Source organism: Shewanella sp. GutCb, assembly GCF_002836135.1.
Taxonomy (GTDB): Bacteria; Pseudomonadota; Gammaproteobacteria; order Enterobacterales; family Shewanellaceae; genus Shewanella.
The window spans coordinates 266,032-278,161 of the sequence record NZ_PJBL01000001.1; the positions used below are offsets into that span (position 1 = coordinate 266,032).

The 12,130-nt window shown below is 41.6% G+C and carries 10 protein-coding genes; 3 read left to right on the forward strand and 7 right to left on the reverse strand.

Annotated features, from left to right (window positions below; genetic code table 11):
* Positions 1-2: 2 nt before the first annotated feature.
* Together CXF86_RS01180 and CXF86_RS01185 are read right to left on the reverse strand one after the other, a co-directional pair.
* The gene (locus CXF86_RS01180; protein WP_101093045.1) at positions 3-536 is read right to left on the reverse strand and encodes a (2Fe-2S)-binding protein; all 534 of its coding nucleotides are present in this window, start codon (positions 534-536) and stop codon (positions 3-5) included.
* On the reverse strand, positions 533-3,331 hold the full coding sequence (locus CXF86_RS01185; RefSeq protein ID WP_102038141.1) for a xanthine dehydrogenase family protein molybdopterin-binding subunit: 2,799 nt from the start codon (positions 3,329-3,331) through the stop codon (positions 533-535). The genes CXF86_RS01180 and CXF86_RS01185 overlap by 4 nt, the downstream gene beginning before the upstream one ends.
* A gap of 380 nt (positions 3,332-3,711) precedes the next feature.
* Here CXF86_RS01185 and CXF86_RS01190 point away from each other — a divergent pair, with 380 nt between their 5' ends.
* Positions 3,712-6,102: a TonB-dependent receptor gene (locus CXF86_RS01190; protein WP_257985244.1), complete on the forward strand. Its 2,391-nt coding sequence runs from the start codon at positions 3,712-3,714 to the stop codon at positions 6,100-6,102.
* 97 nt (positions 6,103-6,199) lie between these two features.
* Here CXF86_RS01190 and CXF86_RS01195 read toward each other — a convergent pair whose 3' ends face one another.
* The 4 genes from CXF86_RS01195 to gloA all read right to left on the reverse strand — a co-directional run bounded on the left by CXF86_RS01195 (position 6,200) and on the right by gloA (position 8,709).
* Positions 6,200-6,763 (reverse strand): DMT family transporter, encoded by a 564-nt coding sequence (locus tag CXF86_RS01195; RefSeq protein WP_308303105.1) that lies wholly within the window; start codon positions 6,761-6,763, stop codon positions 6,200-6,202.
* A gap of 17 nt (positions 6,764-6,780) precedes the next feature.
* Positions 6,781-7,050, reverse strand: coding sequence for an EamA family transporter (locus CXF86_RS23145; protein ID WP_308303106.1), 270 nt, complete (start codon positions 7,048-7,050; stop codon positions 6,781-6,783).
* A gap of 164 nt (positions 7,051-7,214) precedes the next feature.
* Complete coding sequence (locus CXF86_RS01200) at positions 7,215-8,315, reverse strand: alkene reductase (RefSeq protein ID WP_102038142.1); 1,101 nt, start codon at positions 8,313-8,315, stop codon at positions 7,215-7,217.
* Positions 8,316-8,319: 4 nt separating this feature from the next.
* Positions 8,320-8,709 (reverse strand): lactoylglutathione lyase, encoded by a 390-nt coding sequence (gene gloA, locus CXF86_RS01205; RefSeq protein ID WP_102038143.1) that lies wholly within the window; start codon positions 8,707-8,709, stop codon positions 8,320-8,322.
* 147 nt (positions 8,710-8,856) lie between these two features.
* On the opposite strand from gloA, the gene CXF86_RS22635 reads away from it, so the two are divergent.
* Positions 8,857-9,027, forward strand: a complete 171-nt coding sequence (locus CXF86_RS22635) for a hypothetical protein (RefSeq protein WP_180960980.1) — start codon at positions 8,857-8,859, stop codon at positions 9,025-9,027.
* Between the two features lie 64 nt (positions 9,028-9,091).
* Here CXF86_RS22635 and CXF86_RS01215 read toward each other — a convergent pair whose 3' ends face one another.
* The gene (locus CXF86_RS01215; RefSeq protein ID WP_101093035.1) at positions 9,092-9,280 is read right to left on the reverse strand and encodes a hypothetical protein; all 189 of its coding nucleotides are present in this window, start codon (positions 9,278-9,280) and stop codon (positions 9,092-9,094) included.
* 455 nt (positions 9,281-9,735) lie between these two features.
* On the opposite strand from CXF86_RS01215, the gene CXF86_RS01220 reads away from it, so the two are divergent.
* On the forward strand, positions 9,736-9,975 hold the full coding sequence (locus tag CXF86_RS01220) for a hypothetical protein (RefSeq protein ID WP_102038144.1): 240 nt from the start codon (positions 9,736-9,738) through the stop codon (positions 9,973-9,975).
* The last annotated feature ends 2,155 nt before the right edge of the window (positions 9,976-12,130 follow it).

Genomic DNA, 12,130 nt, shown 5'->3' on the forward strand with positions numbered 1-12,130 from the left:
CCTTATCGAACAAGTTCTGGTTGAGACAATATAAGATCCTCTATTGCCTCATAGTATTTAACGTAGCCTGTACAGCGACATACATGTTCAGCCAGTGAGGCTTCAATTGAAGATCGTAGCTCAGACTTTTTAACTGGATTTTGTTTAAGGGACTCGTAATAACCGATGGCTTCATTAACAAAGCCCGATGTACACCAACCACATTGGAAAGAGAAGTGTTCGATAAAAGCTTGTTGCACCGGATGTAACTCAAGCTCTTGGGTCTTCACATCAATTCGTGCATGACCTTCTACCGTCATCAAGTTCTTACCATTAAATGACCCTACGCCATTAATACAGGTTCGATGGGTCACATGCCCAGTAGCCGTTTTCTCTAAGATCACGCAGGCATGGCATATCCCTGCGCCGCAACCAAATTTAGTGCCGGTTAAGTTTAAGTGCTCATGTAGAAACTGGATCATCATGGTATTTTGATCGACAGCAATAGGGCCGATTTGTTTACCATTTAGGATGAAATTAACGGTGCTTTTGCTCATACACTTAACCTCGACTTTATTTGTTCAGCGGTAATAGGGGTGTGGTCGAAGCGTTCGCCAATCGCATTGAATATTGCATCTTGAACTGCGGAGATCACCGGTAACATCACCACTTCGGCGATCCCTTTAGGTCGCTCTGAACTGTCATTTGATGGCAGGATTTCAAGTGTCATGTCCCATACGCTGAGATCTCTAGCTAGTGGCACGTGATAACGATTCAAATTCCAGCGTCCGTTACCGGGGCCATCTTCAAATGGTGGTAAATACTCATGTAAAACATGGCCTATTCCCATGGCGAGTCCACCTTGAATTTGTCCCTCGACGATAGGCTTTGAAATCACGGGGCCAGCATCGAGTACACTGTGAGTGCGGAGAATATCGACCTTTCCACTGTACTTATCAACGCTGAGCTCTACTAGACAATCACAGGGAGCGTAATAGGTCACCATGGCATTGTTATATTGAGTGCTTGGGTATTTTACCCAATTACGTTTAATGAGGTGGTAGCCTAAATTATCCATCAACTGTGTTTTAGCGCTATTAGCGCCGTTACCATAGCGAACCGCTAATGCATCTAACGAATGTACTTGGGTATGACCTTCAATGGTGAACTCTGCTTCAGTCCAAGCCCAGCGGTTTACCGTATGTGCCACACAACCTGTAACTAACCCAAGGTGGTGTGCAGTTGATGCCAGTAACGCCAAAGGTAAGTTGGGGTAACCTGCTTGGGTGAATTGTCCGTCTTGCCATGTTGCTGCGGAAAGGTCGCTGTTTTTATCGAGTTTCCACAATGTACGCGCCGCAGGTAAAATCCCGTATTGATAGACGACCGCACAGGCTCCTTTGGTTGCTTCGGTTTGAAAAGTAGCGGAATCGGATGCACTACTTGCCATCAGCTTTACGGGTGTCCAGAGTGGGTCTTTAGACATCTTATCTTGCTTCTCTTGACTGATGGTATAGGGGTTGTCTGTTTCAAACAGTTGCAGTGCTTTCCAAGTCTCAGTAACAGCAACTTGCACTTCATCAGCTGCTTGGCCAAAGAACTTATCGGTTAATAACCCTTGGCTGGTTTGAGCGCCGCTGCCCATCTCCATATATTCAATTTCTAAAACAATTTCGCCGGACTCCAGCAGGTTGACTGCCGCATTAGGGCCAACATTACCCGTGCCATAATTCTTAGAAAGCAATGAATAGCCGACACCAAATGTTTTGTTTGGGTTGTTGGTTTCAAAAGTGTGTTTGTTAGCCGCTCGATTCTTCCAGATAGGATGTTGCTCTGCTTTATCTAAAATTTCGCGATAGCGCAGCTCACCTGCAATTTCGGCTCCTTGAGTATTAAGATCATCAGTGTGTAATAGGTTTCTGCGTCTAAGCTCAAACGGATCTACATTTAACTCTGCGGCAGCCTGTCCTATCATGAGATCGACCACTGGCATACATTGTGTCGAGCCATAACCTCGCATTGAGCCTGATGTGACATTCCTTGAGTGATAAGCGGTTGCTTGTAAATCACTTTTTGGAATATAAAACACGCCCTGCATTGCAGACATACCAGCAGAGGCTACGCTGGCACTGAAGTTTTCTCTTCCGCCCCCATCCACGTCACATACAGAGGTTAATGCTTCAATTTTTAAGGTGTCTTTATTGATCCCTAAACGGTTGTTGATTTTAAAGGGATGACGTTTAAGACCGGACTGGAACTGTTGATAGCGGTCATTGGCGATTCTAATCGGATTACCATCGGAAAATAGGCTAGCAACAAGGGCATAATAAGGGAATACTGAGTGGTCTTTTGCACCGAATCCGCCGCCAACAAATCCTGAATAAAGCACGATACTTTTAATATCTTTAGCTTGTTTGGTCTGTTTTAGCAGATGTACTGCCATTTCGGTAAAGTCGCTTGGATCTTGGCAGGTAACGGTACCGTGTACGGTCTGAGTCGCTTGATCAAACCAGATATTAGCGGCTTCTGGCTCGAGCATCATCGGCTCAACAATTTGTGTTTGAAATTGCTTTTCAACGACATGAATATTTGTTTTTAATAGATCTTGTTGGATTGTATCCGCGTAATACATCCCTTTTTCACCTAGGGTTCCTCCTATATTACGTTCCCTAGGCCATTTGGGTTGTCTTAACTGATAGGCGGGGAAAAATAGCCCATCTTGGAAGGGGGAAAAAACATCGCTTGAATCATTTCTCTCTTTTGCTATGCGTACCACACGCCATGATGCATAGGGATTTCTCTGATAAAGTTCTGTTTTATCGCCAAATTTGAGTACATCTGGATTGAAATCTAAGCGTGATTTCGCGGCGTTAAAGTCATCAAACTCATCAAACAATAGAATCGCCACCGGATGGCCAATAAAGTGGGCGACACTCCCTTTGGTTAGTAACATCTCTTCACCATGAAAAGGGGGGAGTTTGACGTCATTTTTAGCAAGATCTTCGGCCAAAATAACTTTAGTGGGTTGTTTCTCTAAAAAAGATAAATCGATACTCTCAAATGTACGATCAGCCACCGTTGCACACACAATGTATCCGTGCCACTGCTTATCAGGCCAGAGATCAAAGTCTTTTGCTCTAAAGTCGCGAGCAAACACTTTTTCACCGGTAACCTTCTGAATTGCATCAACCCTAAATTTAGCCTTACCCCCACTAGCCCATGGTTTTTTTGGCTTATATAAGTACTCTTGCTCTCGACTATTGGCACTGACAAGCGGTGAGAAGTAAACACTGACCCCCGCAATAACGACCGTTTTAATAAAGTCTCTACGAGTTTGCTTAAGTTTTTTCATCTATGATCCTAACGTACAAATTGAAGGTATGACGCCGTAATTTCATCCTTGTTGCCATCGATTAGAGTGTTAATGTTAAGTGTAATCAACACCTAAATAGGCAAGCGATACTAGTAAGATGATAGTCTAATTTTAATACTATATTGATAAATTCTTTAGGTTCAACATACAGCAGTATGTGGATGTCTAATGTAGGAATATTCATAGTGTTAGGCTTGGTTGCTTAAAGGGGCTGTATTTTGCCGGTGGTCAATTGCCGATACGTAATTGGGGATGCGCTCGCAGATAAAACATGAACTTTAACTTTGTGTTTTATTTTGTAAAATATGAGTTAAAATCGGGTGTTTTGGTAACACAATTATTTCAAATGTAAATTGCAGTTGATAATCATTATCATTTGGGTGTTTTTTCTTTATACTGCCGCCATCTTACATCCTCATGAGTATATCCTAGTGCTGTCACGTTCTATTAAGCTGTTTTTATTGTCTTTTTTATCTCTATTTGTTCAGTCGCATGTATATGCGCAAACGGATCAACATCTACAACAAAGGGTTGAAGAAGGCAGTTCTCGCTCAATGAATCAAGTATTAGGCGAGCCTAAGGTTGATGCAATTGAGATTATTGAAGTTACCGGCAGGTCATATCGTCGTGGTTTAAAATTAACACCTCCGGGTGAAGCTGTGATTACCATGAAAGAGGTTGAGGAGCAGCAGTCTTCACAATTTGCTGAGTTGGTCGATCAACTTCCCGGGGTTAACATTGATGGTGGAACCCGTTCTGGTGGCGAACGAATTAATGTTTGGGGCTTTGGCGCTGTGGAGGATTTGAACCTCTACTTAGATAATGCACCGTTGGGTTTTGAGCAATACCGCTATGGCTCTTTCTTTATCGACCCGGACCTAATTAAACAGGTTGAGGTGATTAAAGGGGCTCACGATGTTCGTTCAGGCAACGGCGGTTTTGGTGGCTCTATGTATGTAACCAGTAAAAGTGCGGAAGACTTTTTGGATACTGGAGAGCATTTTGGCGCAAGAGTTAAAGCAGGTTATAGTGATAATGACGATGAAAAGCGTAGTTTAGTGAGCTTATATGGTCAGTTTAACCGCCATCTGTCTGCCATTGTTAATTACACCTATCGAGACGCTAACGATACCACTTTAGGTAATGGAGTTTGGGGGGGGAATATTGCTGATGAGGGCGAGCCCGTTGAATATGATATGGGCAATGAAGCTAAATTTAGTTACTCAGGTTATCGTCAAAATAGCCTATTAGCGAAGTTAGATTTTGATTATGGTTCACATTTATTGTCTTTATCGATGACCGATTATACCGATGAAGGCCAAAAGCCGTGGGCTAATCGCCGTGGTCAAATGCCGAATATCAGTGATTACAATATTAAAAAGTATGGTGATTATAAAACAGCGCTTTACGCAACAACGGCTCACAATATTTACGAAGATACGAATTACTCGTTGAACTATCGTTATACACCAGACAATGATTTGATTGATACTCAGTTGGTCGTTTCAACCAGTGAGAATCAGCGTCATTGGGTACGCCCTGATATCGCATGGGAAAAGATGTATGTCTCGGTGGGTAACTTTGGCCATGAGTCTTGGCTCAACTACAAACGCTCTTTTGTCGATATCAATAACACCAGCTGGTTCGGCGACCACAGCTTATTAATCGGCTTGCAGTACTTAAGTTCAGACCGTGACTCTCTGGTTTATAATAAAACCTATGAGAAGAAAGAAGCGAAAAACTTTGGTCTGTATACGCCGTATTATCAGCCCAGCGGTAAGCAGCAAACCTCAAGCGCTTATGCCAAATTAAGTTACCAAGTTAATGATGCTCTAACGGTTAAACCATCCGTTAGATATGACTATATTCGTAGTGAAGGTAAGGGAAACTTGGCGTCTGATTATAATGATTTAGCCGCAGGCCATGACTACAGCGCAGTTTCACACTCGGGACTCTCACCGCGATTAGGTGTTCATTACGCCTTAACTGAACAGACCCAGCTCTACTTTGATTACGCCTATACATTACAGGCGCCAGTCATTGATGATATTTATACGGTGCAATATGCCAAGGCCAGTAAAGCTATCACCTCAAGCCGTGATCTAGAGGTTGAGCGTTTACACGCCTATAAGTTAGGGTTGACCCAGCTTAATCATGACTTGTTTGCTAATAGCGACACGTTATCAACTCAAATAACCTTGTACTACCACAAAGGCGAGAATGATGTGGCTAAGCGCTCTGGGGTTAACTCTGTAGAACAAGCTCAAGGCTACAACACCAATCTTGGCGGATACTACAATCAAGGTGTCGACTTGGTATTAAATTATCGCTACCAAGATCTATTCGCAGATTTAGACGCCTCTTATATAGAGGGCAAGCACGATGGCAGCTTAAAGGACTCAACGGGTGAAGATGAGTACCTGGCTGATTTAGCGCCGACCAATATTGGACTAAAGCTGGGATATTATCTGACGAGTGACGTAATGGTTGCTTGGCGTGGTAAGTGGTACGACAGTAAGTCTGAAGATGAGATGCCGACTAAAAGTAGCTTTAGAACGGATCAAGCCACTGATGCGTATTTCTTGCAGGACTTTTATGTGGCGTTTACTGGCGAGTCTGGCGCATTAGATAACTGGGAAGCCTACCTTACGGTCAAGAATATTACTAACCAGTACTACAAGCCTTACATGGCCGATGGCGTAGCGGCTGCTGGCAGAGATGTTCGCGTTAGTGTGGCGTATAAATTCTAGCGAAAGTATCGTTTTAGAGTGTGTTAAATAAAGGTCACATTAGTGGCCTTTATTGACTTTAATTGCGTCTTTAAAAAATAACCAATCGATTTGGCGGTTATCTTTTTGACAACTTGATGTAGACAAACAATGATAAAAAAATAATGCCACCGCCGATGAGCTTTTGTGTCTCTATAACCTCCCCAAGCACACTCATACTTAATATCAGTGTCCAGATAGGCTCCAAGATCATAATCAACGACGCCGTTTCAATTTTCACTGAAAACTGTCCGATGGTTTGCATGAGATAACGCAGGACAGTCGCGATAACTGTTGAAATAGCAAACCAGAATATAATATCGCGGTTGATCTCAAATGCTTCAGGGGAGGTTAATAAGACCGAAAATGCACCGCTAATGCCGACCATAAACAACTGTAAGCAGATAGAGGTCAGTGGATTGATGCTGGTTAGGATTTTTTTATTAAATACAAAATGCAGTGATAGTAACGCCGATGCTAGCAGGAAATACCATTGGCTAGGCTCTACCTGCCAACCATTGGCTAGTGTTAACAATGTCATGCCGCTGATGGCAATCGGTAAGGCTATCCAAAAAGCACGGTTCGGTCTTATTTGGAACAGTAACCATGAGGTGATTGGCGCAATAATCATCGCCAAACTCATAATGAAAGCCCCTTCCGCTAGCGTATTGGTGCGTGTACCCACACTTGAACAGAGGCCGCTAAAATAAGCCCTACAGCACAAACTGAGGCAACTTGTTTAAGGGTAAGAGTGAGAATGCGTTGGTAACAGAATGGCAGTAAAATGAGACTGGCAAGTAGAAAACGTGCGGTGATGAACGTCTCACCAGGCACTTCTAAAATGATACGTTTTGAGGCTATCCAACCCACAGCTGCAAGCAAGGTCGCAAGCAACAATAATATCTCTCCACGCAGCGCTGGTATTCTCATTGTTATTCTTTCAGTTTCTGCTTCTTGAACAATATGTTGGGAGGTAACGTATTAACCCTACGAGCGCTATTCATCACAGTGCATAACCGTAGGGTATCGTTTGCAGACCTTGTGATAGATTATGGCTTCGGGAGATACTCTCTGGCCAATAATCTACAAGCGGTTTAGCTCGGATTGTACTCTATATAGTCCGTTAATCCTTGCTCTGTGCCACCAAACAGGGTATTTGGATCGTGAGGCGCTAATGGGTAGCCATTTTTAATACGATTTGGCAGATCCGGATTTGCCACAAATGGACGGCCAAAGCCAACCATATCGGTCACGCCATCTTCAATCGCTTTTGCCCCTTTATCACTGTTGTAACGACCCGCATAAATGAGCACACCTTGGTATGCAGCGCGCACTGCAGGTTTAAACTCTTTTGGAGTTTCAGGTGCATCGTCCCAGTCAACTTCTGCAATGTGGATGTAAACGACGTTGAGTGTATTGAGCAGTGCAGCAGCAGCAGTATAAGTTTCAACCGGTGTCGCATCAACAGTGCCGTTGAGTGAGGTGAATGGAGCAAGACGGACACCGACGCGATCGGCGCCAATAGCATCAGTCATCGCTGCAACAACTTCGGCCATAAAGCGTAATCTGTTTTCAATTGAACCACCGTACTCGTCGGTGCGAAGATTAGCTTCAGAATCAATAAACTGGTTGATCAAGTAACCATTTGCAGCGTGCAGTTCAATGCCATCAAAACCTGCTTCAATAGCATTGAGTGCCGCTTGACGATATTGACCAACGACCTGTTCAATATCGGCTTTAGTCATGGCGCGTGGCTCAACAACATCAACAAAGCCTGGTGCGTCAGTGCCATTATCGATAAATACTTTTACGTTTTTAGCTGCATGTGCTGAAGATGAAATAGGTTGCTCACCGCCAATGTTGTCAGGGTGAGTAACTCGGCCAACATGCCATAACTGCGCAAAAATCTTGCCCTCTTTAGCGTGCACTGCATCAGTCACTAGCTTCCAGCCGGTAATTTGCTCAGGGCTGTAAATACCAGGTGTCCAAGCATAACCTTGACCATTTGCAGAAATTTGCGTGCCTTCGGCAACGATAAGTCCGGCAGATGCTCTTTGTGCATAATACTCAGCCATCATTTGGTTGGCGACATTACCTGGTTGGCTAGCGCGAGAGCGAGTCATCGGCGGCATAACAATACGGTTTTTTAGCGCAAGTTTACCCAGTTGGATTGGTTGAAATAGTGCATTAGTCATAGAGTTATTCTCCTGAAACTTGAATGAGTTCAATTTGGTAACCGTCTGGATCGGTTATGAAGGCGATATGAGTATTGCCGCCTTTTACGGGACCGGCTTCACGAGTGACATTGCCACCCAGTGCTTTAATCTTGTTACACGCGGCATAAATGTCTTCAACACCAAGTGCAATATGACCAAATGCGTTGCCCATCTCGTACTCATTAGTGTCCCAGTTAAAGGTCAGCTCAATCGTGGTGCTATCGGCTTGAGCCTCGTACCCGACAAAGACCAAGGTGTAGCGGTACTCACTGTTGTCTGTTCTTTCTAGTACTTTCATACCCAATACCTTGGTATAAAACTCGATGGATGTCTCAAGGTCTGTGACTCTTAACATGGTGTGTAAAAACTTCATATATTGCCTTTTGAAACGCCTCACCGAACTTGAACGTGAACAGTATGAGTAGCGCGGTTTGATGATTTATTTTCGATGTACAGAGTTTATAGCGAATTAATGTAAACATAAAATTATCAAAAATTATTGATTTAATAATTATTTTTTATGAATATTGTTTTTGAATGGTTTGAATGGTTTGAATGGTTTGAATGGTTTGAATGGTTTGAATGGTTTGAATGGTTTGAATGGTTTGAATGCGACAGTCAAATCAAACAGAAAAAGGCCATAGGTGGCCCATTCGTTAAAGGTGTGAGTCGTTTAATTTTTTTAGCCTAACCGTTTAGCTTACTCGTTGAAGCCAACCGCTTGATGTTATCGGTGCAGATAAAGACAGCCGAATTTATATCAGGCTGTTCGAAATATGGCTTAAATGCATTTCCAACTCATCTTCAGTTTTAGGAAGGCAGTTCAATTCAAAAGAGAGTGGCTTGCTACCATTGAGCATGAACACTGAGCTTGCGCCATGATCATAGTGGAACCATTTTCCATTGACACAAAGATCGGTATAACAATTTGGTAATAGTTCCATCGTGCACCTCTAAATGTTACGTTTCAGTTATTGTTAAAAGAGATAAAGTCATTAATTGCGTGAGCCTTGCGATGTAACGGCAATCTACGTTTGTGACTTAGCTCACTCTTATATGACCTGAAAAGGCGTAGGCACTCATTGATCTAAATCAAAGCCAATGTGATTAGCGATTCTGATGACGGAACTCAGCAACATTAAAATCTAATTGAATAGACTTTCACATTAAAAAAAGATGAAACGGTGCTGAGCGGTTGGCATCGTAGCGATATGTACTTCCTTACTGAGATTATTGCGCTACAGTTAGATTTGTCGCCATAAGTGGGGGCTTTAGCCTACGCTATTACAGCGGCTATTTAATTAAATGCCACTTATTCTACTTTGATCTGAGTCAACACGTTGCATGTCGAATCAATTCAATATTAGCGTATGGGATAATACTTATATAAGGGGGACGAGTGGCGGATGCAAAGCTTATTTTACTGCTAAAAACCTGTATTACTCTTGGCGTGCTACTCATCTTGCTGGGGATCTATTGCCATAACTTTAGTGCGTCAGTAGAGGCGATGGGAGTCAATGGCATCATTATCAGTGCAATGTGCATCGCTTTTGGTATGGTGCTGTCATTGCCAACAAAAATGTATCTGACGTTTATTCTCGTTAGAAGAGAATCAGAGCAGCAAAAGCAACAAGATTAGGCTTGTTTTGATTTATGAAATGGATCTAGCGTATACCACCTATGATAGAGCATAGGGCGTTATATCGGCTTTATGTTGAATGGGAGTAGATGAGCGATTAGTCGTAATAGTTTATCGTTGGCTCGTTTACTGAGCTGTAATACCACAGAAAACATCTGCAAAACTCACTGCAATCGCATCGACAATAGGTTCAAGATTTTTAATTATGAGAAAGACAAAAGGTGAACCTGATGGTTTGCCTTTTTGATCTAGTCTGAGCAATAAAGGGAAATGCTAGGCTTTAGAAAGCCAGATTCTAGGCATCAGAACTTAAATTTTTAAGGTCTAAATCTAGTCAGAGTTATCAGTATTTGTAGGTATAGCTCGCAACATAGTTCTGGCGACCATCACCAATATTTGCCTCAAGATCAAATGCATGGTGCTTGGTTAAGCTCCAGTAAAAAAACAGTCATACTGTGTCTAGACAGTTTATGATTGCTATTTTTTGCAGCTCTAACTGCATTGTACCATTATCTAATTTTTCATCAATGTCATCGATAGCTTTTTTAAATCATTAGTACGTTGGACAGCTTGCTCTTTTTCTAAAAAATATGGCAAGTCATTAGCAACGAGTAAGCTTTCAATTGAATTAAGTTCAGTTGATTGAGTAAAGAGATAAGCTAGGAAAAGGCAAGCTAGTAAAAGCTTTTTCAGAAGGTCCTGTTGCAAATAAAGTCAAATAGGTGAGGGGAGGAAACACTAATTGTTGATTAATTTGTTAAAAGGAAATGGCTGCCTCAGAACAAATATAGTGTAAACCTAGTATTTAACAAACTTGGCCCGCAGAGGGCATAGATAAGGCTTATAAGAGTCAGTTGACTGGTTAAGACGGTTATGTCTCTAGTCCAGCGAAGCTCTTTGGGGTTCTTATAAGCAAGCTTCATTCACGATATCAAAAGGTATTAGCAAATGTAGAAGGTCGTTAGTTATGTTATTTTCCCATTTACGAAACCTACGATTAACCACTGTCATTGGGTTAGTAGGCGTTAACAGGGGCTGAGGTGCTTGTTGATGCATTCTGGTTGGTGAGCTATAGAGATGGCTTAGTGACCCAAATTTTTGACATCTTCAATAATAACCAAATTGTCTGCCTATATGTCATTAGCTGCAAGAACGATGCGATGTATTTAATACAAATCAAGTCATATAGTATAAAAATGTAATGGGGATCCCCTAGAGCAGTAGTTGTAATATGTTTTTACTAACGGATTATGCTGTGAGAGTAATAATGGATATGTTCCTATACAGCGTATTTTAAGCATGTAATAACCGACTAAACGTTTAAAAAATATGAACAAAGCCTAATGATATTCCATATTGTATTTCTTTGTGCCCTTCAAGTTAACTCCAATTTACTTGATTTGTTCCACAAGTACTCATTTGTATTTTTTATGGATTACAATTTACAACTTTTTAATTAACCTCTCATAAAGTGACAGATAATTATTTATTTTTTGATGTAATTAATTCGTCAGTATAACGTTTTCTTAGTGATGTTTTAGATTACAAAATAGGGTGTTCTGAAAAGAAAACTTGATTATTGATAGCACTAAATTTTTGATTCCTTACTTTAGGTAATTATTATATTTGAAGTCAAATGACGACTATATCGAAATCCATTCTAAAACGGCAAGGTTAATGATAGAACGACTAATCGCTACAAATCCTAAGTGAAACGGTATGATGTGTTGTTGGAGAAGATAGTTGAGTTCAATGACCTGAACCAATGCAGTTGTATCGGACTGAATAAGTAACTTTATGCCTAATATTAATCTGTCTCAGCTTGTAGGCTTAGCTTTATCTGTTTGTTATCAATGATTTTATGGTGATTTATGTAACAGCATGTATTAGCTAGGCATGTTAGGTGGAACTTTGTACATAACTTGCCAATGTTGTCATATTTAATAATGTTTTACACTCAGTAATCAGTTAATTCTACCGAATGACTTACTGGTGAGAGTATGAAGAACGAGCAAGTAACAGGACTTTATTTTAATGAGAGCAACCATCGTATGTGGATTATGTATACACAGTTATACCCCGAACGTATCGATGGCGTAGACAGAGAACTATATGTGGGACTATTAAAACAATTAAGCAAAACTAATGGAACGCG